The following is a 26,518-nucleotide window of genomic DNA, read 5'->3' on the forward strand; positions in this document are numbered from 1 at the left end:
GGATTTCTCCGTTGCGGGTGAGTAGTGAGTCTGGGGATGTCTCTGTGCCGATTCGCATCAGAACAGTTTCATCACGCGCAGGGTGGTATGTAGATCTTCCTTAAAACCGCCATCGACGTTGAGGTCGCGCTGGAGCAGACCCTGTACCTGCACCGTGGGGGTGACGAATTTCGATAATTCCAGCCTGACCTGATCGACGCGCGTCGCCTGTCCGTTCTCGATACCGTCAAGCTGCTGTTTGCCGCCCCAGTATTGGGAATAACCGGCGGCCAGGGTCCAGCTCTTATCGGCGGGCGGCGTCCAGGTCACCCAGCCCTGAAACTGATAGGTGTTGTCCTGCTTGAGTCGACCGGTGCCGATGCCCGAGGCGTCGTCGTTGACGCCATACCACATCACGTCCGTGGAAAGTTGGGTGGCGAAACCGTTACCCAGCTGCTGCACGCCGCCGAGCTGAAGGTCGAACTTCCAGCGATTTTCACCGACGTTTAGCGTGCGTCCGGCGTCGTAGGAGCCCGCGGGGAGGTACAGGTAAGGCACAATGGCAAAGGTTGTGCTGGGGTTGTTGACCAGCCAGACCGGCGCGGCAAGGATGGGATCGCCCAGGCCGCTGGCTGAATCAAGTCGAACGCCGTTTAGTGAGCCATTGTAAAGGCGTCCGTAAGGCAGCAGCACTTGCGGCGCAACCGTAAAGCCACCGACGTCCATGTAGTGAACGTAACGAAAGATGCTGACGAAGGAGTCGAGCCCGGTCTCTTGCTTAAGTTCACCGCCCCCGGTGGGGGTGAAGCTATCTCTCGTCGCGTAGGTGAAATATCCCAGAACGGCATCGGTGCCGGCGGGGGCGGGAATGAGGTCCTGCGAATTGAGATCGACCGCATGGGCCGGGCCGGTTGCCAGCCACAGTGTGCAGGCGGCCAGGCTGGTGCGAAACGTAGCGTTACTGAAAGTCATGACGTTCCCCCTCTTGTCTGATGTCGTGTTATGTCCGGAGCACGGTGTGGCCGGAAGACCTTACGCTTACTGATACTAGGGAGAAATTTGCGGCGTACTTGCTTCAGCAGGACAGTCGTTTGGCTGGAAGGGACATTCGGTTGCGGGCCTGCCCCTCGTCGTGTGATGGTCCGCCATAGTGCAGACGCCGCACGTTTAGGGTGCGGTTCCACGTTTTGTCGTTCCGCTATTCGACGCCCTATATGCCAGCAGAAAAGGGGGGGCGCGGATTTTCAGTGATAGTTCCCGGTAACTTAGCGCCGATCGGCGTAACTGAAAGAGGGTGTATTAGCTCGTTGGCATGATAGTTGCTGTCTGCGGAAACGTTTCTGTCGTTTTGGCGGAATTCCCGGCGCGAGGTGAATGATGATGAATAGCATGCAGTCTGCGGGCAGTCTCCACTATTCAACCGTTGGCGTTACCGAGTCGCGCCGCTTCGAGTACTGGAACGACGTAGTGTTACGCCACTGTATTCCAGCCGCCAGCGCCCCTCTGGCTGGGGTCGACTTTGATGCACAGCTGACGGTACGTGGAGTGGGTCTGGTGGATGTGTGTTCACTGTCCGCGCCGCTACACAGTTGGGATCGCACGGCCCGTTATTTGCGCCAGGGCCCCGACGACGATCTGTGGTTGGGGTATATGCAGGATGGATACGGTCAGCTTGAACAGGGGGGACGCAAGGCGACGCTGGCAGCGGACAGTCTGGTGCTCTACGATGCCGCCCAGACATTCCGCTTCAGTCTTGGCGGGCGCGATAATCATTTGGTGCGGATCCCCCGCCATTTGCTGAGCTGTCATTTACCGGGGGTCGAACACCTCACCGCGATGGTGCTCGACGACCGCCGCCCGGGCGTGATCCCATTGCGCGAAATGCTGCGTCAGGCGGCAGCGATGCCCGCCTGTCTGAACACAGCGGATATCTCCGGCCGCTTCTCCCAGACGTTGCTGGATCTACTGGTACTGAGCCTGGAGCTACAGGACCTGAACAACGTTGGTGTTGAGCGCGATCTGTATTCCCGGATGATGAACTACATCCGGCGGCAACTTGTCGATCCCGATTTGAACATCGAAAGCCTGGCACGGGCGCACCACGTTTCCGTTCGCACCGTCACGCGTGCTTTCGCCCGCCATAAAAAAACGCCGATGGCAGTGATTTGGCAGGAGAGGCTGCAGGCGAGCCGAGAGGCTATCGAATGCGGACGAGTCAGTAGCGTGTCCCAGGCGGCGCTGGATTTCGGCTTCTCTGATTTCTCTCATTTCAGCCATGCCTTCCGCAAAGCCTTCGGCATTTCTCCTCGCTCTCTGCTGCCGAAGAAGCAGTAAACTCGCCTGAGGACGTCATTCTCAGGTGTAACAACAGGCTAAACGATGCCGGTAATACGGTCAGTGTAACCAGCGTGGCAACCAGTAGTCCCCCGATAATCGCATAGGCCATCGGTCCCCAGAATACCTGATGAGAGATGGGGATCATTCCCAGAATGGCGGCACAGGCAGTCAGGCAGATGGGGCGCGCACGATGCTCTGCGGCCGCAATAATGGCGGCATCGCTTGCCATCCCCTGAGCAAGGTTGCTGTCAACCTCGCTAATCAGTATGACGGCGTTACGAATGATCATGCCAGCGAGCGCAATCACGCCAAGAAGAGCGACAAATCCCATTGGTGTTCCGCCAGGCAACATAGCCAGCACGATACCCGGTAAACCAAACGGGGCCATCAGTATAGCCAACGCCATACGGGAATAGTTGCGCAACTGGAGCATCAACAGCAAGAGCATGATGACCAGTGTCACCGGCAGAATCGCATAGACCGAACTATTACCTTTTTCAGACTCAGCAACCGCGCCCCCTTCTTCAATGCTGTAGCCTTCAGGCAGTTCCGCGCGCAACCTGTCTACCGCAGGTCGCAACGCTGCGGATACTGCTTCGGCGCGAAGTCCCGGGGCGAGGTCAGTTTGCACGGTGATGAAAGGCAAACGCTGTCGACGCCAGATAACCGGATCATCCACGCCCCAGACTGGCGTGGCAAAGGCGCTGAGGGGAATTTGTTTACCGTCATTCCCCTGAATAGTCAGCGAAGAGAAGGTGGCAAGGTTAAGACGCTCATTGTCCCTGGCCCGGAGCACCACATCGACAAGGCGGTCATTATCGCGAACCGACGTGACTATACTGCCGGACCAGACGGTATTGAGCATCCGGGCCAGACTTTCTGACGACACGCCCGCAGCCCGGGCTGCGGTCTGATTGACCTTGAGGGTAATGACTCTCTCCGGTTCGCCTGCCGTCTGATTAACCTCGCGAGAGGAGGGGGACCGGCCAATGACATCGCTCAGGCGGTTCGCGATCGACCTGACCTTCAGATAATCTGGCCCACTCACCCGGTATTTGACTGGCCAGCCGACGGGAGGCCCAAGTTCCAGGGGCGATACGCGCGTGATGATGTCGCTAAAGCGCGTAGCCAGTATCCTGTTTAACTGCCGATGAAGACGATCCCGCGCTTTAAGATCTTTAGCCACCACCACCATCTGGGCGATATTTTCATTTGCCAGAAGCACATCCATAGGCAGGTAAAAACGGATCGCTCCCGACCCAACGTATGTCGAAAAGCGCTCAACGTTGCGGTTGCCTGCCAGGGCCTTCTCCAGCTTTTCAGCCGTATTTTGCGTTTCCGACTGCGAGGCATTTGCCGGTAGCGTCAGGCTTACCAGCAATTCTGGCCTGTCGGAGGCGGGGAAAAACTCCCCCTGCATAAAGGTTGTTCCGTAAACGGACAGACCAAGCGCAATGAGAGCAAGACACACGGTGGCGAAGCGGTGACGCAACGCCTTGCGCAGTAGCCACTGGTATCCGCGGGCCATCCGTCCAGGACCTTTCGCCTTCTGTCTGATGTTGTCAGATAACAGCCACGTCCCGGTTAACGGTGAAAACAGGATCGCGACAACCCATGAGCACAGCAGGGCGATGAGCACCACGGCAAACAGGGAAAAGCAATATTCACCGGCGCTGGACGCAGCAAATCCCACGGGAATAAACCCGGCAATCATCACAAGGGTGCCCGTCAGCATCGGAAATGCGGTCGTTTTAAAAGCCCGGGTCGCCGCCTGCCGGCGGGAATCCCCGGCTTCCAGACCAGAGACCATGGTTTCCACGGTGATCATGGCGTCATCGACCAGCAGACCCAGCGCGATAATCAATGCGCCGAGAGAAATACGCTGCAGACCTATTCCTGCCAGCATCATTCCCGTAAAGGTCATGGCCAGAACCAGTGGGATGGCCGCAGCCACTACCAGTCCGGCTCGTAAACCCAGAGAGACAAACGAAACGGCCAGGACGATCGCCACGGCTTCGATAAGCACCCGGATAAACCCGCTTACGGCGTCGCTGACCACCGCTGATTGATCGGCAACCTTGACCATCTCAATACCGTGCGGCAGCGTGACGCTGATGGCCTGCATTTTTGCATTCAGCGCGGCGCCGAAACGCAGCATATTACCGGTCGGCGCCATCGAGATAGCCAGCCCGATGGCGGGTTTGCCGTTGACCCGGTAAACCGGCTGGGGAGGCTCGGCGTTTTCCCGACTAACGGTGGCAATATCCGTCAGAGGAAGGTAACGATCGTTAATATGCAGCGTGACGGCACGTAAGCTCGCTTCAGAAGTCAGTTCCCCGCTGACCTTTATCGCCATATTTTCCTGTCCGGTGCGGATCATACCTGCCGGGACAACCGCATTTTGTGCTCTGAGGGCATCCGCTACCTGCTGGATGTTCAACCCCATACCTGCCAGACGCGCTGGAGAAAAAGAGAGAACTATCTGTTCCTGCTGCTCACCCAGCAGGCTGGTTTTTCCGATATCCGGTAACGACATGAGTTCCCGGCGGATTGTCTCAACACGGTCCCGGACCTCCCGCAGGGTATAGCCCTCAGGTATAAAGCCATAGATCGTACCGTACGTGTCATCAAACTCGTCGTCGACGGCGGGGCCCTGAACGCCTTCTGGCAAAGAGGGGGCAATATCCTGCATTTTCTTACGTACCTGATACCAGATATCCGGCACCTTTTGCGGCGGGGTATCGTCACGAAGATTGACATGAATAACGGAGCTCCCGGCGCGGGTCTCACTTTCGAGATAATCAAGCCAGGGGGTTTCCTGCAGCTTTTTTTCCAGCGTATCGGTCAGCAGTCGGGTGGTATCCGTTACGGATGCCCCGGGCCATTGCGCAGAAACAACGGCCGTTTTAATCGTAAACGCCGGATCTTCGTTACGTGGCAGGTTCTCATAACAGAACGCGCCCATAGCAATGATCAGCAGCATGAAGAAACTGACCATCTGCTGATGATTTAGCGCCCAGGAGGACAGGTTAAATTTCTCATTCAATACGGGTTTCATGATTCGCACTCCCCGGCAATCACCGGCTCGCCGGAGCGTAATTTACTCACGCCGGCGGTAATCACCCGGTCGCCTGGTTCAAGGCCGCCGGAGATAATGACCGAGGTGGCGGTATAGTATGCTGGTACCACCACGCGAAGCTGCGCCTGCGACTGTGGGTTAATCACATAAACCGCCGGTTTGTCGTCGACGCGGCTCAGCGCTGAAGCGGGAAGGGCGTATCCATGCGGACCCGTTGCGGGTAACGTGACGGTGACGCTGGCGCCCAGCGCCATTGCCAGCGGTGGGTTTTGCAGGGTAGCCCTGACGCGCCATGTGCGGGTCTGAGGATCGGCCTGCGGGCTAATATCTCTTACCGCGGCGGACGCTTGCACCGACGGGTCGCTGAGGAGGGAAACTCGCAAGCCAGCCTGTTCCTGTGGCGGGATCGCCTCGGGTTTAGCGATATCAAACACCACATCGCGGGCTTCACCGGTCGCCAGCGTCAATACCGACTGACCACCATTGACCACCTGACCCGCAGAGGCGCTTACTTCGGTGATCACGCCGCTTCGCGGCGCAATCAGACGCGTCCAGCCAAGGCTTTCCCGGGCATTACGCAACGCGGACTCGCTGTTTTTTAAACGCGCGCGGGCGACAAGCCAGTCTGCGCGGGCGGTATCGAGCTGCGTGCGGGCAATCGCGCCTGTTGGCATAAGCTTTTGCATTCGGTTGACGTTAAGTGCAGCAACCTGAGCAGAGGCTTTGGCTCCTTCATAATCAGCCTGTGCGCCATCGAGCTGATTCTGACTGGTTGTATTTTCAAGCGTGGCCAGCAGTTGCCCTGCATTGACTCGATCGCCAATATCGACGCTACGCGTCACTATCCGGCCGCCGGTACGAAAGCTCAGAATCGTTTCATCGTGCGCATGGATCTCTCCGGTTCTTTCCAGCGCGGGAAGGGTTTGCGCTGAGCCAACAACAACGTAGCGCACCGTTCGCACAGGATCAGTCGTATTACCCTGGTTGTCCCCGCATCCGGGCAGCAGAAAAATCACTACCGAAAGAATGGTCAGGGGGAGAAAGTGCAGCCAGGAAAGGGTGCGCGCCACGTCGTACAAATGGTGCAGACTGTGGCGGAGGGAGAGTAAAAATTCATCTGACATAACGCCGCTCCATAAAGGTGATGGCGTTATTAAATGCGCGCTTAGTCGAGAAAGATTCGACGTTTCGTCAAGGTATTATCAAGAGCGGCTATTTTCCATCTCAGACGACGTCCAGGGTAACAAAAGGGTGACTGCGAGTCCGCCGGTTTCAGGTAACGACGCGCTGATACTGCCACCATGGGCCTGACAAATCGCGCGAGCAATCGACAAACCGAGACCGCTGCCGCCGGAGTGGCGGGCACGAGACTGCTCCTCCCGGCTAAAACGGTTGAACATTTCCGGCAGGAACTGGGAGGATACCCCCGGGCCGTCATCGCGAAATTCGAGGCAATATTGCCCGCTGGCGTAGTGCAGCGTGACATCAAGATGGCCGCCATCACGCCCGTAACGGAGGGCATTTTCCATAAGAATGGTGAAAACCTGGCCCATACGGAACGTATCGCCTTTGAAGGGACACGCCTGAGAATGATGAAGCCTGATTGTAAAACGATGTGCATCAGCCTGGGGCATGATCCATGTCGCCCGTTCTTTAAGCAGCTCATCCAGACGAAAGGGTTCGTTTTCCAGCACCAAATTCCCGGCATCAGACAGCGAGAGCAGATGAAGTTCATCGGTCAGGCGATTCAGGTGCTGAAGCTGTTTCATTACCATTGCCAGTTGTTCCGGGCTGGCATCAAACACGCCATCCAGCATGCCCTGCATACGTCCGATAGCGGCAGTCAGGGGGGAGCGAAGTTCATGCGCCATGGCCACATGAGAGGTACGTAACTCTTTTTCATAGCGGGCCAGTTTCCCCGTCATGGCATTAAAGTCACTGGCAAAGCTGACCATTTCAGCCGGCGCATTCCTGATGAGCTCAGCCTGGCGGCCAAATTGCCCTTCGGCGACGTCCTTTGCCGCATCACGCAGTCGGCTGAACTGCAGCGCCAGTGGCCTGGCGTATCTCAATCCCATCACCACAATAAAAGGGATCATGACCAGGACCAGTAACGCCACGGTGACCCAGTCCGCCGAGGCGATGGATGGGGTTGAATAACTCAACCCCCACCAGGTATCGACGATTTGATGGAAGCGCGCCGGGTTCGCCTGCGGGTTCTGGCTGAGCGCGAGAAACTCTTGTCGGACCGATGCCGGCATTCTGCCTATGTTCCAGTAATTCTGCACCGCATAACGTAGCCACATACAGGTCGCAATGACAATTACGCTTCCGATGGCCAGCGCTAATATACGTGCGCAAATCCAGCGCCACAGGGAGGAGTAGCGGGTTTTTGTCATGGTTGTCTGAACCTGTAGCCTACGCCGCGAACGTTAACCAGCACGCCGGAAATACCCGCCGCCTCGAGTTTTTTACGCAGGTTATAAATATGGGTATCCACCACGCGCTCCAGGGCTTCACTTTCCGGCAAACAGTGCTCAAGTAAATGCTGGCGGGAAAAAGGACGTGAAGGAGAGCGCATAAGCGTGGTCAGTAGTGAAAATTCGGTTGGGGTCAGATCCAACGTACGCGGTGTGGTGTCCCCGTCGACAATGCTCGCCACGATGGCCGTAACATTCACTTCAAGCGATTGCCAGCGAAGGATCTCTTCCTTTGTTTCTGTTTGATTGCTGCGGCGCAGTACCGCCTGCACCCGAGCCACAACTTCTCCCGGATGGTAAGGCTTAACAACATAATCATCAGCGCCATAGCGCAAGGCGCCAATACGATCGGGTGTATCTCCCATGGCGGTGACCATGATCACCGGAACATCATTTTTACGGCGCAGGCCAGCCAGGACTTCGGTGCCGTTAAGCCCCGGAAGCATCACATCCAGCAGGATCAGATCGGGTTTCCACCGGTGCGCCATATCCAGCCCGGAAAGACCGTCTCCGGTAATGACGACATCGTAATTTTCACGGCGTAAGTAGGCTTCGAGCACGCCAGCCGCATCGGCGTCATCTTCAATAATCAGCACTCTTCTGGACAACATCCATTCACCTTGACCGTTTCTTAACACTATCCCGACGATTCATTGATTTTGCCAAATCATACTGCGCCAACATTTTGTGGCGGCTCCTGCCTCAGGAGAAGCCGGCGTCTGTGAGGAGAACAGTATGATAGCGATAAAAAAAGCCCTGTATATGACCGTACCGCTTTTGACGGCCATGACATCCTGCGTACAAGCAAATGATGACACTTCCTCCGGCACCTTCACCATTGGGCTGGGAGGCCACTACACTCCGCGATATTCAGGTTCAGACAAGCAGGTATGGCAGGTGGTTCCTGTACTTCAGGGGCGTAACGGCGCATTTTTTATTGATACGCAGAAAGGGGTGGGATATGACCTGCAGAACGCCAGCGGCTGGTACTTCGAACATACGCTGGGATACGATCTGGGAAGGGCGGATAAAAACGCCAGCTGGCGGGCAGGGGCAAATAATCTGAAAGGGATGGGAGACATTGACGTCTCCCTGAACACGGCCCTTGCCGTCGGCTGGCAGGCGCTTTCGTGGCTCAGTGTTGAAGGTAAAGCGACGCTGCCTTTAACGGACAGCCAGGGGGTAAGCTACCAGGCATCCTTGACGTTGCTCCCTGTACAAACTGACCATGACACGGTCGCCTTTCAGACGGCGGCCCTGTTTGGCGACAACCGTTACCTGAATACCTGGTATGGGGTGGATCCGCAGCAGAGCCAGCGCTCAGGTTATAGCCGCTATTCAGCACCGGGGGGATTTTATGGCATAGACAACAGTCTGACCTGGAGTCACCAGTTTGATGCCCACTGGGGCACGCTCCTGAGCGCTGACTATACCTGGCTTGGGGAGCATGCAAATGAGAGCCCGATCGTGTTACGACGTAACGAGGCGGCACTGACAGCAGCTGTCATCTGGACATTTTAGGGCGGAGAAAGCGCGGCGTGCGGTTTGTCGGGTTAGCATTGAGTGGGTCGCCATTGTTTGGCAGAAACGGAACCCACTCTTTCCGAGCCTTCAGATTTTTACATCCATCGGAATCCAGTGCTCTCGACAGTAAAATTTATTCTTTGAGTTTGTCGTGTTGACTTATTCTGTAAAAAGATTACTTTTCATGACATGAAAAAGATACTTATTATTGTACCCGATGGCGGCATGCTGTTTGAATCCGCCGGTATTGCTGACATTTTGATGCAGGCCAACCGCCTGCACCCGGAAGGTGCCCGGGAAATCTGCTACCAGGTCAAGCTAGCGACAACTCAACCGCATCAGGTTATCCATGGTCAGTCCGGTTTAAATCTTCTGGCCGATCATCGCCTGCATGAGATTGACCCGCGTGAACCCCGCGATACCATCATGATTACCGGCAGAGGTCAAAACCCGCAGGAAGGGATGGCGGTGGTTGACTGGCTGCGCCTTGCCGCTCCCCATGCCCGCCGCATAGCCTCCATTTGCGGCGGTGCGATGCTGCTGGCGCAAACCGGACTGCTGGACGGCAGACGGGCCACTACCCACTGGAAACTGCTGGAAACCATGCAGGCGGAATTCCCGCAGGTCCGCGTCGAGGGCGGGCCGCTCTATATTCAGGACGAACATATCTGGACCTCTGGCGGGGTCAGTTCCGGCTTTGATCTTACGCTGGCGCTGGTTGAAGAAGATTACGGCTTCAGCCTGGCGCGCGATATTGCCCAGGACTTCGTCATGTATCTGCGTCGCCCCGGAGGCCAGCTACAGTTTAGCCGCTATAACCTGCAGCAGACCACCTCACAGGGCCCGATTAACGATCTGCTGGCGTGGTTGCTCGAAAACCTCACCGCCGACCTCAGCGTAGATAAGCTGGCGGAAAAAGTCGCCATGAGTCCGCGAAATTTCACCCGCGTCTTTACCCGGGAAACCGGCGCTTCCCCGGCGCGCTACGTCGCGGAAGCCCGCCTGGCCGCCGCACGGCAGCGTTTGGAGCAGACTAACGAGACGCTGGATCGTATCGCCGAGCAAACGGGATTTGGCAGCAGCATTAACCTGCGACGATTGTTTGAAAAACAGCTTAACCTCACTCCAGGTGAATATCGTCAACGATTTCACTGCCGTAAAATGGCGTAAAGTGATCCTTTTTTGTCATTTACGCCACAACCTATCCGTCCTAATTTGACTCCAGAGATATAGATAAGGAGTCAATTATGGTAAAGGTCGGTATTAACGGTTTTGGCCGTATCGGACGCAATGTACTGCGCGCAGCACTGGATAATCCGGATATTCAAATTGTGGCAATCAACGATTTGACGGACAGCAAAACGCTGGCGCATCTGCTGAAATATGACTCGCTGCTCGGTAAGCTGGATGCAGAGGTCACCGCTGGTGAAGGGGGGCTTGTTGTTGATGGTAAACCCATTACCGTATTCAGTGAACGCAACCCGGCGAGTATTCCGTGGCGTCAGCGTGAAGTCGACATTGTTATTGAGGCTACAGGATTATTCACTGACCGTGAAAAGGCGGCTGTACATATCCACAGCGGTGGTGCGAAGCGCGTGATTATCTCTGCCCCTGGTAAAAACGATGATTTAACCATTGTGATGGGCGTTAATGAGAGTCTCTACTCCCCGGATAAACACTACGTGATAAGCAACGGAAGCTGCACCACCAATGGTCTTGCACCTGCTGCGCAGGTCCTGCACCAGCATTTCGGTATTAAACATGGTCTGATGAACACCACCCATGCCTACACCAACAGCCAGGCGCTGCACGATCAGCCGGAAAAAGATCTGCGCGGGGCTCGCGCCGCAGCATTGTCGATTGTTCCTTACTCCAGCGGCGCAGCGAAGGCTCTGGGTAAAGTTATTCCTGAGCTGGATGGCCGTTTAACGGGCTACTCGCTACGCGTCCCTGTGCCGGTGGTGTCCATTGTTGACCTGACCGTCACGCTTGAGCGAGAAGTGACGGTCGAAGAGGTGAACAATGCTTTTCGCGAAGCCGCCGCAACGGGACCTTTGAAAGGGATCCTGGGTTATAGCGATGAACCGCTCGTCTCCAGCGATTACCAGGGAGACCCACGCTCGTCGATTATCGACGGCCTATCAACGCTGGTGATTGGCGGTAATATGGTCAAAATTCTGGCGTGGTACGACAATGAATGGGGATTCTCTAATCGTCTCGTTGACCTGGCATTGATGATGGCAAAGCGTGAAAGCTAACCCACTGTGCGTTTTATTCATCTGTAAAAGTATACGCAATTCAGCTGGATGAATAGTGGCCACAAAGGATAACGAGTATCATTCATAGATTAAACATAACAAATCTATTTGACCGCGATATAAAAGCATAAATGCCCGAGAGAGCATTTATGCTTTCGGTGAAGAACGGAGTTGCGATATGTTGTGGCCAGGTGCTCCCTGGTGGTAGCTAATCAACGCAAACTATTAGATACAAGGGAAAGGGCAGTTGCGATAGAACCTGTCAACATGGAAGCCGGCTGCGTTGGGCGAAGGTGCTATTTATCTTCAGTACACCATTCAACTTCAGCTGGCGCTTCTGTTTATGGACACGATTGGAACTCGCCATTCGAGTGCGTAAACGATGCTGGCGCCTTTTTGAGAATCACGTCTGTGGCTGATAAAGGCCTGGTTGATACACAGGAGAAGAGGCTGTAGTGGGCGAAGTGATTGTTAAAAGCCATACGACGTTATTGAGTAAGACAATGCATTTAACATAATATACATTATGCGCACTCATATTGTGGTGGCTAAGTTGTTAGGTTTTCTCCTGGATAAGTACTCGTAGATTCAGCATCGATAGATTCTGATGACGGCTCATGCGGCGGAGTTTTTTGCTTTGGATAAAGTTAACCGACTCAAAGTTATTAGGACGTTATCGTTCGACGTCTGACTACACTTGATGGCCACACAGCGCCTGAGCATATCTGACAGCCTGTGCCGATGCCTTCTGTCGCGTTACCGTGAATCTGGCCCGCTGGGTATGGCTAGCCGTCGTCGTTGAAAACCCAGCAATAACCAACGACCTGATGGTCTTGCCCGGTACGTACTCAATATTATCCGCTTGAGATATCTGACAGACACTGCCGACGGTTGTTGGAGCGCTATCGTGAACATGGGCCGCTTTCACTTGTTAACCGTCGTCGTAGCCAGCCTGGCAACCGGCAACTGAGAACGTGTACTGCGTACTATCCGCGAACATTACGCTGATTTTGGTCCGACAGTACGCCAGCTGATGACACAGACTGCTTTATGGAACCCTGGCAAGTTACGGCCGCGCGTACATCAATCACGCCTGCGTCGGGCCTGTACCACAGAGCGCATCCAGATTGATGTCTGCGGACATCACGGGTTCGAGTGATCGTAATACGCTCATCGCCCTCCTCCATTTGTCAATATGTGTGCTTTCTGTTGACCTAATTTGACAATTGGTGACCAGGCAGTAATTATCATGTTAATTACTGACCAGGCAGCTATCATGAATACCCCAATCGACTCTTCCCATAAAAACCTGCATCTGGGTTTGCTGTTCCATCTGGCAAACCAGTTTAAGGACCTGCTTATCGGCCATTACTTTGCCGACAGCGGCATTACCGCACCGCAATTTAAGGTATTGATTAATATATTTAAAGGTAACACCAGCCCGGCAGAAATCTGCAAGAGCCTGCAGATGGATACCGGGGCAATGAGCCGTATGGTTGCACGTATGGTGAAGAACGACCTGATCGAGCGCCGCCCGAATCCGCACGACAAGCGCCAGGTGATCCTGGCCCTGACGGCAAAAGGTCAGACGCTGTGCAATACGTTTCAGAATGAAGCACTGAATACCATCCTCGCGGACTTAACGGCGCGTCTGACGCCCGAAGAATCCCGGCAGCTCGCAGATATTCTTATCAAAATGCTGCCCGATGAATTCACGGCCCCCCATCGCTAATTAAGGTCACCGGTTATGTCTATGGAAAATAACGCGCCTCCCTCTGACAAGCGCCCAGGCAAGCGTACAAGAAACTTCGCCATTTTATTACTGATCCTGATCCTCGCGGCAGGAGGCTGTCTGGCCTGGTATCTGCTTTACGCCCGCTATTACGAGAGCACCGACGATGCTTACGTCAACGGAAATCAGGTCACCCTGACACCGCAAATCACCGGTACCGTGACTCAGGTGACCGTGGATGAAGGCGATTATGTCGAAAAAGGCCAGCCCCTGGTTCTGCTGGACCCAAGCGATACCGCCATCGCCCTGCAGCAGGCTGAAGCCAATCTCGCCAGCACAGTGCGTCAGGTGCGTGGCCTCTACAGCACCGCCGACAACTACCGTGCACAAGTTGCTGCCAAAAAAGTAGCCCTGCAAACAGCGAAAAGTGACTACTTGCGCCGGGAAAAAATTGTCAGTTCCGGCGCCATTGCGGTGGAAGATCTGGCGCACTACCGTGATGCCGTGACCAGCGCGCAAAGCGATTTACTGGCTGCAGAGCAAGCGCTCAAAACCAATCAGGCGATGGTTGATGACACCGTGGTGGATAACCATCCTGAAGTCAAAACCGCCGTTGCGACGCTGCGCCAACGCTATCTCGATAACTCCCGCAGCACCATTGTTGCGCCCGTCAGTGGTTACGTCGCTAAACGTGCTGTGCAGCTCGGGATGCGTGTCACCTCCGGCACCACGCTGCTTGCCATCGTGCCGCTGAATGAAGTGTGGGTGGATGCCAACTTTAAAGAGAGCCAAATGCAGAACATGCGCATTGGGCAAAAAGTAGAGCTTAATGCGGATCTCTATGGCGATAACGTGAAATATCACGGCACCATCGAAAGTCTCGGCATTGGTACCGGTAGCGCATTCTCACTGTTGCCAGCCCAGAACGCCAGCGGCAACTGGATCAAAATCGTCCAACGCCTGCCGGTACGCATCACGCTTGACCCACATGACATGCAGAAGCATCCGCTGCGTGTGGGTCTGTCGATGAACGCTGAGGTGGATATCCGCAATCAGGGTGGTCACCTTCTGCCACAAAAAACCGTCGAACAGCCGCGATTCCGTACCGATGTGTATGAAACGCCAATGGAAGCAGCCGATAAACTGGTGGCGAAAATCCTTCATGACAACACCAGCGCTGTAGCCCAGCGCTAAGAGAGAAGCTATGTCAGAGCCGAAGGCAGCCTTTACGCCCCCCAGCCTGTTCCTGGCGACGCTTGCCCTGTCGCTGGCGACCTTTATGCAGGTGCTGGACTCCACCATCGCCAACGTGGCGCTGCCGACTATCTCCGGCAACCTGGGCGTTAGCGCCGATCAGGGGACATGGGTTATCACCTCTTTTGCGGTGTGTAACGCTATTGCTCTACCGTTGACAGGCTGGTTTACCCGCCGATTCGGGCAGTTGCGGTTGTTTATCGCCTCGGTGATGTTCTTTACCCTGACGTCATTTCTGTGCGGCTTCGCCCACAGCATGACGGAGCTCATCATCTTCCGTGCGCTGCAGGGCTTTTTCGCCGGGCCGATGTTCCCGATGTGTCAGACGCTGTTGCTGGTTATCTTCCCGCCGATGAAACGCAGCATGGCGCTGGCGCTGCTGTCGATGGTGACCGTGGTGGCGCCTATCGTGGGGCCTATCACCGGCGGCTGGCTTACCGATAACTACTCCTGGCCGTGGATCTTCTACATCAACGTGCCGATTGGGATTTTCGCCTCCATCGTGGTCTGGTCGCAGCTGCGCATGCGTGAAGAAACAACGCAGTCATCGCCTGTCGACTATATTGGCATCGCGCTGTTGGTGCTTGGCGTGGGCCTGCTGCAGGTGGTGCTGGATAAGGGCAACGACGAAGACTGGTTCTCTTCTACGCCCATTATCGTGATGTCTATTGTCTCGGCGATCAGCCTGATTTGCTTTGTGATATGGGAGCTGGACGAACGTCACCCGATTGTGAACCTGCGGCTGTTCAAAGACCGCAACTTCGCCATCGGCACGTTGGCGCTGATGCTGGGCTATGCCGCGTTCTTTGCCATCAACATTATTCTGCCGCAGTGGTTGCAGACCCAGATGGGCTACACGGCTATCTGGGCCGGTCTCGCCGCTGCGCCGATGGGCTTCTTACCACTGGTGCTGACGCCAGTCATCGGACGTTACGCCACCAAAGTGGATTTGCGAATTTTATGCTCAGTGTCATTCCTGACAATGGGGGCATCCTGTCTGATGCGCGCGCAGTTCAATACTGACGTGGATTTCCGCACCATCGCCAGCGTGCAGATGTTTATGGGGATTGGCGTGGCCTTCTTCTTCATGCCGCTGACCACCATTGTGCTGTCGAATCTGCACGGTAACGAAGTGGCGGAAGGCTCAGGACTGGCCACGTTCTTTCGCGTACTCGGCGGCTCCTTTGCCTCATCGTTAACCACATGGATCTGGCAGCGACGTGAAGTTTTCCACCACGCGAATCTGACCGAGAGCGTGACACAGTACAACCCAGCGGCTATGGATTACGTAAATAAGATGGGTGGCCCGACGCAGCAGCATCTTGCGATGATTGACCAGGTGGTTACCCAGCAGGCCTACATGATGTCGACAATCGACTATTTCTGGGTGCTCGGCTGGGGTTTTATGGCGCTGATTATCATCATCTGGTTCACCCGCCCGCCGTTCGTGAAATCGGGTATGCCAGGCGCCCCCGCAGCAGGTCACTAAACTGAAATTCACACAGGCAAACTTCGCTGAACGAGCACTGTGTACGGATGGCTCTATCGAGCGCCGGGCCAGTGGCTCTTCCCTGCCCTATATCACGCAAGACCGCCTGGAATGGGCTCTGGAGATGATAAGAGCGTTGAATAACATTGACCCCATTTCTGATAACGGTGTTTAACGTTTACTGCTCAGTTATATCGCAACGGCGTCTGCCCAACAGCTGATAACAATTGTCGAGTCCACGGGTGGCGTGGCGCCAGAAAAATTTGATCCACACTGCCGCTTTCGACGACCTCGCCGTCTTTCATCACCGCAATACGATGACTCATATGCTGCACCACGCCCAGATCATGAGAGATAAACAGCATTGACAGATGCAAACGGCGTTGCAGCGCTACCAGCAAATCCAACACTTGCGCCTGGGTGGTGACATCCAGCGCCGACACCGGCTCGTCGCAAATCAGAATATCCGGCTCGCAGGCCAGGGCCTGGGCGATGGCGATACGTTGCCGCTGCCCACCGGAAAGCGTGGCCGGACGTCGCGTCAGCAGATCAGGACTTAAACCAACCAGCGCCAGCAACGCCTGCGCACGTGACAACCGGTCCGCGGCTGTGAGCGTCGTATGCAGGCGCAGAGGCTGTTGAAGCAATTGCGCCACGTTATATTGCGGATTAAATGAACCCAGCGGATCCTGCACAATCGTCTGGATACGCGACCGCAACGGCTGCCGCTGACGTTCTGTCAGCCTGCTCCATGGTTGCCCAGCGAGAAGGATCTCGCCCTGTTGCGGTGCCTGCAGCGCCAGCGCCAGTTTGCCTAGCGTGGTCTTCCCGCTACCGGATTCGCCCACAATGCCCAGCGTTTCGCCCTGCGCGACCTCTAACGTCACCTGATTGACGGCCTGCAAGCGACGGCCATCCGGCAGAACATACGCCAGTGATACGTTATCGGCAGCCAGCACGGGTGTGGTGCTGTCAGTACTGATGTTCTCCCGCACTACCGTTTGACCCAGCGGATCGTTTCCTGTTAACCACGTCCCACGCGTACCAGCAGAGGGAATGGCCGCCAGCAGACGGCGGGTATAAGGGTGTTGCGGCGCATGCAGCACCTGTCGCACCTTGCCGCTCTCCACTGCTTTGCCCTGCCGCATCACCACCACACGGTCGGCAATATCCGCCACCACCGATAAATCATGGGTGATCAGCAGCACGCCATGCCCGGCATCCGCCAGGGCCCTGAATACATTCAAAACTTGTTTTTGTACGGTGGCGTCCAGCGCGGTAGTAGGTTCATCGGCAATGAGTAATCGCGGCCCCGCCGCCAGCGCCGACGCGATGAGCGCTCGTTGGCGCAAGCCACCGGAGAGTTCATGTGCGTACTGCGCCATCCGGTTATGCGGATCGGGGATGCCGGTTTGCGTTAACAGCTCCGCCACGCGTTCGCGAACTGCCGCCCCCCGTTCCAGGCGGTGCGTCAACAACGGCTCCGCGACTTCCTGACCAATCCGGCGCAGCGGGTCAAGCGAGGTCAGTGCATCCTGCAAAACAAAACCAATTTCGCGCCCGCGTAGTTGCTGCCAACGGCGGGCATCGCACGCCAGTAAATTCTGCGACAGGCCATCGTGCCCATGCAATATCAGGGACTCGGCGCGAACAGCCGCCCCTGCCCCCGCCAGCCCGACTAGCGTCCGGGCCGTGACGGATTTACCCGAACCGGACTCGCCTACCAAAGCCAGGACTTCACCGGCATGCACGTCAAACGATAAGGCGTTAACCGCCTCAATCAGCCCCTGCGGCGAGGGGAAGCTGACGCTCAGTTGCGCCACCTGTAACAGCGGTTGCTGGAAGGTCTCTGAAGTCATGCGATCCCGCCTTTGGCAATAAGGGTTTGAACACGTCGGCCCAGCAGCGTAATGGCAATCACCGACAGCGCGACAACGCTGGCGGGCAGCAGGCTGACCCATGGGGCGCTATCGAGAAAATTACGTCCCTCAGAGAGCAATGCGCCCCACTCCGCCGTCGGCGGAGTCACCCCAAGTCCAAGGAAACTGAGGGCCGAGGCGGATAATATGGAATAGCCTATCCCCACCGTTGCCAGTACCAGCAGCGGGCGCAGCGTATTGGGCACAATATGGCGCAAAATAATCACCATTGGCGGCTCACCCAGCGCCACCGCATGCTGCACATACCCCGATAACCTGACCTGCAACACTTGCGCGCGCACCAGCCTGGCATAGCCAGCAATGCCGGCCAGTCCGACCGCCAGCAGGGTATTCTCTGGCCCACGCCCCAACACCGTGATAGCCAGCAACGCCAACAGCAAATCGGGGAACGCCAGCATAATGTCCAGTAGCCGTACGAGTAACTGCCGTACCGCCCTGGGCGCAAGACCTGCCAGTGTCCCCAGCACAATACCGCCCGCGCTGGCAATCAGGGTCGCGCCGACCCCAATGCTCAGCGACAGCGAGGTGCCATACACCACGCGGGTAAACACATCACGCCCCAACTGGTCAGTACCGAACCAGTGTCTGAGGTCCGGCGGCTGCAAAATCGCGCTGAAATCCATCTGTTCGGGGGTGTACGGCGTGAATAGCGATGGAAAAAACACCGCCACCACGAGCAGTAGCACCAGTAACAACGGAATGCTGGTACCCGGCGCCAGCCACGGGTTACGATAGCGCCCCCCGTCGCGGCGGGCCACCCGCAGTAAAAGATCACTCATCAGCATGCCCTCGCAGACGTAGACGGGGATCGATCAGTAAATAAAGGGTATCAATCAGCAGGTTAATCACCACAAACGACAGCGCAGAGAACATCACCACCCCCAGCACCAGGGGCATGTCGCGGTTCTCAATCGCACCGAGAGTGATTTGTCCCAGTCCCGCCCGGCCAAACACCGTTTCGGTCAGAATTGAGCCGCCTAATACGCTGGCCAGCAGCGTCCCCGTCAGCGTCGACACCGCCAGCGAGGCATGGCGCAACGCATGCCGTAAGCGCAGCGCAGTTTCACTCACCCCTCGCGTACGCACGGTCATGGCGAACGGCTGCGAAAGCGCCTCCTCCAGCCCATCACGCAGCACCTGGCTGAGTGTCGCAGCCAGCGGCAGGCTGAGCGTCACCACCGGCAGCACAAGGGCGATCCAGCCATCGTTACCGGTCACCGGAAACCATTGCAGTTTGAAACTGAAGATGCTCAACAACACGATGCCGATCCAGTACACCGGTGTGCTAAGCAGCATCAGCTCCAACCCGGCAAGCAGAGACCGCAGACGCGGATGACGTCCGGCTGTCAGTAATGCGTTAAATACCGCCAGTACCAGCGCCAGCGCCAGGGCGCTGACGGCCAGCGGCACCGTCTCTTTCAACGCTGCGCTAATCACCTGCACAACAGGCTGGCGATACTGATAACTCACGCCAAGGTTGCCCGTCAGCGCCTCGCCACAGTAGCGCAAATATTGCCACCACAGTGGCTTATCCAGGCCGAACTGGCGGGTCAGTGTCTCGCGAAAACTATCATCCACAACGCTGTTGGCGCTGCCTATCAGTATCGCCACAGGATCGCCGGGGATCAGTTTTACCGCAACAAAGGTCAGCGTTGCCGCGCCCCACAGCACGGCGAAAATGGTCAGCAGGCGCTTGCCTGCTGCCAGCAGCTTAGCGTTGGATCCAGACATCATAGAAATTCGGCTTCGCGTTCGTGGCCCAGCTAATGCCCTGCACCTGTTTGGCTTTCCCTAACTGATATGCCGGGATGTAAATTGGCACCGCCCAGGCCTGATCGATTATCTGGTGCTGGATGGCATAGTAGATGCGTTTACGCTCGGCTTCGCTGGCACCGACAGCGGTTTCCAGTTGGCTATCCAGCGCTTTAACGCGGCTGAAGTTGTTCCCCTTCGGCGGAATATAATTGGAGTGGAAAACGGTACGCAGGATGTCCGGCTCCGGGCGAACAAAATAGTTCGAGATAATGTCGTACTGGTTAGCCGCCGTGCGGCTGCTGAGAATGCCTGAATCCACCGGATCGAGTTTCAGTTCAAAACCGGCTTGTTTTACCTGGTATTGAATTGCCTGGAACAGCGTCACGTCAGCGGCTTCGACATCGTTTGAAGAATAGGTAAATTGCACAGTAAGGCGTTTACCCTCCTTGACCCGGTAGCCTTCGCTATCGGTTTGCTGCCAGCCGGCTTCATCCAGAAGACGGCGGGCTTTTTGCAGATCAAACCCCCACTGGCTGGCAATGGCCGGATCGTAATCCAGCGTAGCGGGTCCAAGAATATTGTCGGCAGGTTTCAGGATGCCAAAGAACGCGGCTTTAACGGCAGTAGTGCGATCGATGGCGCTCTGGAAGGCCTGCCGCACTTTCAGGTCGCTGAAGATCCCTGTGTCGCTATTCAAATAAAGGACGCGCGGAACGCCGGGGTTTTCCCTGGTGATCACATCCAGCTTCGGGTTATTTTTTACCTGCGCATAATTCACCGGCGGAATGGCATCGATCACCTGTACCTGCCCGCTATTCAGCGCGCCAAGCCGCACCGCTGACTCCGGCAGGTACTTAAATTCGATCTTATCCAGCCATGCCGGGCCTTTATGGGTGGCATAGCCCGGGCCCCAGTTGTAATCGGCGCGCTTGCTGAGTTTACTCCCGCTGCCTTTGACAAACGATTCGAGGATAAAGGGACCAGAACCGACCACGGTATTGCTGGTATTCGCCGTTTTCTGCAGATAAGCCGGTGACTGAATACCGAGATACGGCAAGCTCAGCCCCTGCAGCAGCGGTGCGAAAGGCGTTTTATAGCGGATCACCACGGTGTACTCATCTGGCGTAGTGATCGCGTCAATCGGCCCCAACAACGATTTGGAGTAACTGGAGGTGGTTTTCGGATCGAGTATGCGTTCAAAGTTATATTTTACCGCCGCAGCATCCAGTTTCGTGCCATCACTAAAAGTCACATCCTTGCGAAGATGGAAGGTGTATTCGCGGTTATTGTTTTTAATTTCCCAGCGTTCCGCCAGCCATGGTGTAAAGCTGTTATCTTCCGCCTGTCCGACCAAAGAATCCACCACGTTACGCGTAACCAGAGCGGTGACGGAATAAGCGGTAATAGAGGGGTCAATAATCGGGGTATCGCTGCCCAGAGCGACCGTCAGAACACCACCCGCGGCAGGTTTATCCTGTGCGTGAGTGGTGAAGCTGGCAGTAAGCGTTAGCGCGGAAAGCAGACTGATGCGCAATAAACTGTTCTGTGAATAAATGCTTCGTTTCATCCCTTTTCCTTGGCCTGGTTTTTGTTAAATATCTGGCAATTAAAGTCCATTGTAGGGGGAGAGCCGCCGTCGAGTAACGATGGATAATTTATATCTATTTCTGAAAATAGCTTTTTCTTCAGGTGGGAAGAAAAGAAAAAAGAGAGCCCCGAGCTACAGGCCCGAATAAAATAACATAAATGCTCGCCCTCTATAATTTCTCTCAAAAGAGTCAGAAGGCAGCTAAATTAACCCTCCGACTTTATTAAGATAAAAATGTGAAATAAGAATCGGCATTAACGGTAATGCTAAGTTTCGCCAACAAGACGCAGAACGTCGAGATATAACCCGTATTCAGGAGACGCCGCGTCCGGCGCCCCCTGTGATCCACCTCGCGGCTACTCCTCGTACGCCGCGTGATGGAAATCAATTTCCCACTGCAGCACCTCGCCGTAAAGCGCCGATAACGCCTGCTTTTCGTCTTCACTCAGCGCCATGGCGCAGCGGTCGAGTTCGTTTTTTAGCCAGAGAGCCTGCTGATAAAATTCGTCCTCCGCGTGCATTTCCACCCAGCGTCGTAAATCAGCATCGCTCTGATAATGTTCGCTCGCCCGTCGGCACCAGAAATAGTACATCCATTCCGCACCGAACATCAGGGTCACAATCTGCTCATAGCTGCCCTCGTGGGCGGTCTGCAGCATACCGTCGCGAAAGCGCCGTACCCCGGGCAAATCATCCGGGTACTCAGCGGGATCGATCTGCCGCGCTGACAACACCTGTTCAAACCACGCGATCTGTATATCAACCAGGGCATTCAGCACGCCAATCAGCCAGCGCTGCTGTTGAATACCCGGCGCTTTGCTGACCCCGAGGGCAAAAATCGCGATCGCCGTCGCGACAAAGTTGCCCTCAAACACCAGATAGCGGTTGAAGACGACTGTCGGCAGACGATCCTGTTCGATATCAGTCACAAACGGGTGCTGCTGCATCGCCTGCCACGCCGGTTGATGTTCGCGCAGCAGGCGTTCGCTAAACGCTTCCATTAAGCTTCCTCCAGCGCGGCCTGCGCGACCGACATAAAATGTTTCACCCGGGCCAGCTCAACATCGTTCCACCAGACGCCATCGACCTTCATTGTACTGGCCACAATGACCCCCTGAGTCCGCCCGAGGATCTGCATCACGTTAGCCGGTGTCACCCCGGAGCCCACCAGGAGCGGTAGTTCCGTCGCCGCGCGGATCTCGTCAATTTCCGCCATCGTGGCGCTATCGCCCGTACGCTGGCCGGTGGCGATCACCGCGTCAGCCTCGAAGAAATCGACATCGCGCGTCAGTTCCTGAATCGAACGATCGGCGACAATGGCATGGCTACCGTGCTTAACGTGGCTATCGGCAAAAACGCGAATATGTTCAGCGCGCAGCATACTGCGGTAGCGCAGCGCCTTAGCGGCCGCCCCTTCTATAAATCCTTCGTTGGCGATATAGGCGTTGGCCCACTGGTTTACGCGGACGAAATCGGCGCCTCCCGCCAGGGCGATCGCCATTGCCGGGATCGCCGCGTTAGCCAGAACGTTAATGCCCAGCGGCACAGCAAAACGTTCACGAACTTTCTCGGTAATGACCGCCATCAGCGCTGAGGTTTCATGGCCGATATCCTCAGGTTTAGAGAAAGGAATATCGCCATGGTTTTCAATAATCAGACCATGAACACCGCCTGAAATATAATTTTCAGCATCGCGAAGCGCACGTTCAACAATATCCGAGACTGATTTTCCTCGATATTTTGGCGAGCCAGGAAATGGGTCGCAATGAATAACACCAATAACAGCCTTGCTTCGTAAAAAAATAGCTTGTATTGCATTCGTTTTTTCTGCTGAGATAGCAACCATCTTATCCATCCTGTTAAGGGAACACTATGCGTGTTTACGTTACTGGTAATATTACCGTAGATGAAACCTGGTCCATTCCGGATATACCGAAAAAAGGGGCTTCCATTCACGGCGTTAAAGTGTCGCAGGATATCGGCGGTAAAGGCGCGAACCAGGCGATTATATTATCCCGCTGCGGAATAGAGACGCGTTTAATTGCCGCCACGGGAAATGACAGCAACGGCGCGTGGATCCGCCAGCAGATAAAAAATGAACCACTGACGCTACTACCCGACGGCCATTTCAATCAACATAGCGATACCTCGATTATTTTAAATAGCGCTGATGGCGACAACGCCATCATTACCACTACGGCGGCGGCCGATACATTCAGCCTGGATGAAATTATTCCGCATATGGCGGATGCCGTCGCTGGCGATATTCTGCTACAGCAGGGCAATTTCTCCCTCGATAAAACGCGGGCGCTGTTCCAGTACGCCAGAAGCCGCGGCATGACGACGGTATTCAACCCCTCACCTGTCAATCCTGACTTTTGCCATCTGTGGCCGCTCATCGACATCGCGGTGGTCAATGAATCCGAGGCCGAGCTGCTCCAGCCATACGGGGTGAAAACCTTAGTGATTACCCAGGGCGCCGCAGGCGCCTGGCTGGTCCAGGAGGGCCAGCGTCAGTTTTGTCCCGCCGTGCCCGCCGAGGCGCTTGATACTACCGGCGCGGGCGACACGTTCCTCGCCGTCATGTTGGCCTCCGCCCTGCTGCGCGGCGTCGTGCCGGATGCACTGGCGCTGGCGCACGCCAGTCGCGCTGCCGCCATTACCGTTAGCCGCCGGGGGACGCTCAGCGCGTTTCCCGGCAGCAGTGAGCTCGCCGCCCTGTTAACCACGGACAGCGCGCGCTGACCTACTTAAACAGCGGACGGTATGAATCGACGTTCGCTTTGGTCACCACCGTCGCCGGAACCAGAATGGTTTTCGGCACGGTTTTACCCGACGTGATGCTGTTCAGCGCATTCAGGGCTTCTGCGCCCATCTTTTCCGGGTCCTGCTGCAGTACGGCGGTGACGTAGCCGCCGTCAATACCGGAAATCGCCTTCGCCGTCAGATCCCAGCCAAAGACTTTAATATCCTTCTGCCGCCCCTGGTTTTCCACGGCGGCGATAGCGCCGAGCAGCGCGGGTTCGCCGGTGGCATAAATCGCTGTCAGATCCGGATTACCGGTGATCAGGTTTTCCGCCGCGGTCATCGCTTTATCCTGCACATTCTGCCCGTCGACCACGTTAGCGATAGTAATCTTCGGATTGCTTTTCAGCGTATCTTCGAACCCTTTCTGCCGCTGGTTCTGAATGGCCGAATTCAGCGCACCGACAATACCCAGTCGCGCCTGGCCGCCCATCTCTTTCTGCACGTAGTCTACGAAGTATTGACCAATAATTCTGCCGCCTTCAATATTATCAACGCCGACCTGAGCTGCCTGTGGCCCGGCCGGTAATACGGCATCAATCGCAATCACCGGAATGTTTGCGGCGGCGGCTTCTTTAACCGCTGGCATGATTCCGTTAACGTCGATAGCAGCAACCAGAATGCCTTTAACGCCTTGCTGAATATAGTTTTCTATCGCGTCGTTTTGCGCCACGGGATTATCGTTAGAGTTAAAAATAACTAAATCCTTGCCACTGGCTTTGGCCGCATCCTGTGCGCCTTTATTCATCAGATTAAAGAACAGCGCCTGTTGGTTGATTTGTACCAGCGCATAAGTCGGACCGGCAGCGCTGGCGGCAGAAATAAAACTCATTGATGCCAGCATGGTCGTGGCGACAGCAAGGAAACGCAGTTTTCCGGTGTGAAATAACATCATCAGTATCCTCGTCGGGAATAGTTGATAGCCAGCAGAGTTCCGCGCCGCATGCGAACGCAGAAGGATTATTTTTTGGCGGGCAAATATCGTCTATATCGCCAGAACAATCATTGAACGTTCGGCGGATACCTGCTTAATGTCATCCCGGCAACCGGTCCGTGTCGGTGCGCGACTGGAATAACTTAAACGGGGTTGGGAATGACTTCCCGGATGATGCGGTAAACTGCCTATACAATTCTCTGCTGATTAAAATTTGTCAAGCATTTATTTTTGGTGATTGTTCGCAGAGAAATTGCTGTATCCACCGCGCTTAACTATGTTACAGATAGCCGATTCTGGCAGAAATGGCGCAGGAAATGAGTATAAAACGCGTATTGTTATCCGATGTGGCAAAGCTGGCCGGGCTGTCGAAGGCGACCCTGTCGCGCTATATGAACAACAGTATTGTGCTGCCGCAGAACACCATCGACCGCATCGAAACCGCCATTCGCGAACTGGACTATCGCGGCAATAGCCTGGCACGCCGTCTTAGCAAAGGCGGCAGCGAAACGCTTGGCCTGGTGCTTCCCGATATTACCAACCCCTTCTTTGCCGAACTGGCCGACGCTGCCGAAGAGGCCGCTTCTGCAAGCGGCTACAGCCTGGTGCTGTGTATCACCCGCAACAACCCGGAAAAAGAGTGCCAGTTCATTCGCTGGCTGGATACCTGCCAGGTCGACGGTCTGCTGTTCACCACCAACCGCCCCGATAACGGCCTGCTGCGCAAGGAGGTCCAGCGTCACGAACGCATTGTCCTGCTGGATGAAGATATTCCCGGCAGTAAGGTACCGAAAGTGTTTGCCGATAACGTCCAGGGCGGGCGGATCGCCACCGAAAAACTGATCGCCGCCGGGCATCGCCATATCGCTTTCGTCGGTGGCCCGGACAAGCTGATGAGCGTCCGCGAGCGCTATCAGGGCTTTTGCACCGCGATGGAGCAAGCGGGCCTGAGCTGGCCGCCCGAATGGGTGATGTATGGCGACTACCAGCGCGAGTTTGGCCAGCAGGCGCTGCGGTACCTGTTCAGCCAACCGGTTCGCCCCACCGCCGTCTTCGCGGCCAGCGACTATCTGGTGCTCGGCCTGCTCGATGGCTTGCGCGCCAGCGGGCTCCAGGCGCCGGAGGCGCTTTCGTTAGTCGGCTTCGATGACGCCAACTACGCCGATTTTACCCAGCCGCGGATCTCCACTATCCGTCAGCCCGCCCGCGAACTGGGCCGTACCGCGGTGAACATCATGATGCGCCTGCTAAACGACGATCCGGACATCCCTGCGGAAACCCGCCTGCCGGTTGAATGGATTGGCCGCGACTCGATCAAGATCTGTTAAGCCCGTCCCAAAATGGCGCAAAAGCGCCCGCTTTTG

At 55.9% G+C, this 26,518-nt stretch carries 21 protein-coding genes and 2 pseudogenes; 11 read left to right on the forward strand and 12 right to left on the reverse strand.

Annotated features, from left to right (window positions below):
• Window positions 1-57: 57 nt before the first annotated feature.
• Window positions 58-951 (reverse strand): transporter, encoded by an 894-nt coding sequence (locus NKJ21_RS04085; RefSeq protein WP_012541726.1) that lies wholly within the window; start codon window positions 949-951, stop codon window positions 58-60.
• A gap of 408 nt (window positions 952-1,359) precedes the next feature.
• Between NKJ21_RS04085 and NKJ21_RS04090 the strand changes: the two genes are divergently transcribed.
• Window positions 1,360-2,313, forward strand: a complete 954-nt coding sequence (locus NKJ21_RS04090; protein WP_254732802.1) for a helix-turn-helix domain-containing protein — start codon at window positions 1,360-1,362, stop codon at window positions 2,311-2,313.
• Here the strand turns inward: NKJ21_RS04090 and NKJ21_RS04095 are convergent.
• The 4 genes from NKJ21_RS04095 to NKJ21_RS04110 form a co-directional block, all read right to left on the reverse strand.
• Complete coding sequence (locus tag NKJ21_RS04095) at window positions 2,249-5,374, reverse strand: efflux RND transporter permease subunit (protein ID WP_032730362.1); 3,126 nt, start codon at window positions 5,372-5,374, stop codon at window positions 2,249-2,251. The genes NKJ21_RS04090 and NKJ21_RS04095 overlap by 65 nt on opposite strands.
• Entirely contained in the window at window positions 5,371-6,519 is a 1,149-nt protein-coding gene (locus tag NKJ21_RS04100; RefSeq protein WP_012968228.1) for an efflux RND transporter periplasmic adaptor subunit, read from the reverse strand. Before NKJ21_RS04100 ends, NKJ21_RS04095 begins: the two co-directional genes overlap by 4 nt.
• 78 nt (window positions 6,520-6,597) lie before the next feature.
• Window positions 6,598-7,794, reverse strand: a complete 1,197-nt coding sequence (locus NKJ21_RS04105) for a cell wall metabolism sensor histidine kinase WalK (protein WP_117116091.1) — start codon at window positions 7,792-7,794, stop codon at window positions 6,598-6,600.
• Window positions 7,791-8,486, reverse strand: a complete 696-nt coding sequence (locus NKJ21_RS04110) for a response regulator (RefSeq protein WP_012968226.1) — start codon at window positions 8,484-8,486, stop codon at window positions 7,791-7,793. Before NKJ21_RS04110 ends, NKJ21_RS04105 begins: the two co-directional genes overlap by 4 nt.
• Window positions 8,487-8,610: 124 nt before the next feature.
• On the opposite strand from NKJ21_RS04110, the gene NKJ21_RS04115 reads away from it, so the two are divergent.
• The 8 genes and pseudogenes from NKJ21_RS04115 to NKJ21_RS04140 all read left to right on the forward strand — a co-directional run bounded on the left by NKJ21_RS04115 (window position 8,611) and on the right by NKJ21_RS04140 (window position 16,132).
• Entirely contained in the window at window positions 8,611-9,396 is a 786-nt protein-coding gene (locus tag NKJ21_RS04115) for a MipA/OmpV family protein (RefSeq protein ID WP_131002059.1), read from the forward strand.
• Window positions 9,397-9,588: 192 nt separating this feature from the next.
• Window positions 9,589-10,569, forward strand: coding sequence for a GlxA family transcriptional regulator (locus NKJ21_RS04120; RefSeq protein WP_012541721.1), 981 nt, complete (start codon window positions 9,589-9,591; stop codon window positions 10,567-10,569).
• 77 nt (window positions 10,570-10,646) lie between these two features.
• Window positions 10,647-11,657 (forward strand): type I glyceraldehyde-3-phosphate dehydrogenase, encoded by a 1,011-nt coding sequence (gap, locus tag NKJ21_RS04125; protein ID WP_012541720.1) that lies wholly within the window; start codon window positions 10,647-10,649, stop codon window positions 11,655-11,657.
• A gap of 607 nt (window positions 11,658-12,264) precedes the next feature.
• Window positions 12,265-12,529 (forward strand): annotated as a pseudogene (locus NKJ21_RS27820) (ISNCY family transposase); the annotation flags it as partial.
• 143 nt (window positions 12,530-12,672) lie between these two features.
• Window positions 12,673-12,813: pseudogene (locus NKJ21_RS27825) on the forward strand (ISNCY family transposase); the annotation flags it as partial.
• A 120-nt stretch (window positions 12,814-12,933) separates the two neighbouring features.
• Window positions 12,934-13,389: a MarR family winged helix-turn-helix transcriptional regulator gene (locus NKJ21_RS04130; RefSeq protein ID WP_012541719.1), complete on the forward strand. Its 456-nt coding sequence runs from the start codon at window positions 12,934-12,936 to the stop codon at window positions 13,387-13,389.
• 15 nt (window positions 13,390-13,404) lie between these two features.
• Window positions 13,405-14,583 carry an efflux RND transporter periplasmic adaptor subunit gene (locus tag NKJ21_RS04135; protein ID WP_012968224.1) on the forward strand — a complete coding sequence of 393 codons (1,179 nt, stop codon included), beginning with the start codon at window positions 13,405-13,407 and terminating at the stop codon, window positions 14,581-14,583.
• Window positions 14,584-14,593: 10 nt separating this feature from the next.
• Window positions 14,594-16,132: a DHA2 family efflux MFS transporter permease subunit gene (locus NKJ21_RS04140; RefSeq protein ID WP_012968223.1), complete on the forward strand. Its 1,539-nt coding sequence runs from the start codon at window positions 14,594-14,596 to the stop codon at window positions 16,130-16,132.
• A 185-nt stretch (window positions 16,133-16,317) separates the two neighbouring features.
• Here NKJ21_RS04140 and NKJ21_RS04145 read toward each other — a convergent pair whose 3' ends face one another.
• The 6 genes from NKJ21_RS04145 to NKJ21_RS04170 all read right to left on the reverse strand — a co-directional run bounded on the left by NKJ21_RS04145 (window position 16,318) and on the right by NKJ21_RS04170 (window position 23,261).
• The gene (locus NKJ21_RS04145) at window positions 16,318-17,991 is read right to left on the reverse strand and encodes an ABC transporter ATP-binding protein (RefSeq protein WP_049155199.1); all 1,674 of its coding nucleotides are present in this window, start codon (window positions 17,989-17,991) and stop codon (window positions 16,318-16,320) included.
• Complete coding sequence (locus NKJ21_RS04150; protein ID WP_012968221.1) at window positions 17,988-18,851, reverse strand: ABC transporter permease; 864 nt, start codon at window positions 18,849-18,851, stop codon at window positions 17,988-17,990. The genes NKJ21_RS04145 and NKJ21_RS04150 overlap by 4 nt, the downstream gene beginning before the upstream one ends.
• The gene (locus NKJ21_RS04155) at window positions 18,844-19,806 is read right to left on the reverse strand and encodes an ABC transporter permease (RefSeq protein ID WP_064179702.1); all 963 of its coding nucleotides are present in this window, start codon (window positions 19,804-19,806) and stop codon (window positions 18,844-18,846) included. The genes NKJ21_RS04150 and NKJ21_RS04155 overlap by 8 nt, the downstream gene beginning before the upstream one ends.
• On the reverse strand, window positions 19,784-21,394 hold the full coding sequence (locus tag NKJ21_RS04160; RefSeq protein ID WP_208777895.1) for an ABC transporter substrate-binding protein: 1,611 nt from the start codon (window positions 21,392-21,394) through the stop codon (window positions 19,784-19,786). The genes NKJ21_RS04155 and NKJ21_RS04160 overlap by 23 nt, the downstream gene beginning before the upstream one ends.
• Before the next feature lie 377 nt (window positions 21,395-21,771).
• A complete protein-coding gene (locus NKJ21_RS04165) occupies window positions 21,772-22,416 on the reverse strand; it encodes a TenA family protein (RefSeq protein WP_208777894.1) in 645 nt (214 codons plus the stop codon).
• Entirely contained in the window at window positions 22,416-23,261 is an 846-nt protein-coding gene (locus NKJ21_RS04170) for a BtpA/SgcQ family protein (RefSeq protein WP_072124776.1), read from the reverse strand. Before NKJ21_RS04170 ends, NKJ21_RS04165 begins: the two co-directional genes overlap by 1 nt.
• Window positions 23,262-23,287: 26 nt before the next feature.
• Between NKJ21_RS04170 and NKJ21_RS04175 the strand changes: the two genes are divergently transcribed.
• Window positions 23,288-24,160 carry a PfkB family carbohydrate kinase gene (locus NKJ21_RS04175; RefSeq protein ID WP_254732715.1) on the forward strand — a complete coding sequence of 291 codons (873 nt, stop codon included), beginning with the start codon at window positions 23,288-23,290 and terminating at the stop codon, window positions 24,158-24,160.
• Window position 24,161: 1 nt separating this feature from the next.
• On the opposite strand, the gene NKJ21_RS04180 is transcribed toward NKJ21_RS04175, so the two are convergent.
• Window positions 24,162-25,115, reverse strand: a complete 954-nt coding sequence (locus NKJ21_RS04180) for a substrate-binding domain-containing protein (RefSeq protein ID WP_049138059.1) — start codon at window positions 25,113-25,115, stop codon at window positions 24,162-24,164.
• A gap of 344 nt (window positions 25,116-25,459) precedes the next feature.
• Between NKJ21_RS04180 and NKJ21_RS04185 the strand changes: the two genes are divergently transcribed.
• A complete protein-coding gene (locus NKJ21_RS04185; RefSeq protein ID WP_254732717.1) occupies window positions 25,460-26,482 on the forward strand; it encodes a LacI family DNA-binding transcriptional regulator in 1,023 nt (340 codons plus the stop codon).
• The last annotated feature ends 36 nt before the right edge of the window (window positions 26,483-26,518 follow it).

Source organism: Klebsiella sp. SWET4 (assembly GCF_024296565.1).
Lineage (GTDB): Bacteria > Pseudomonadota > Gammaproteobacteria > Enterobacterales > Enterobacteriaceae > Klebsiella > Klebsiella variicola.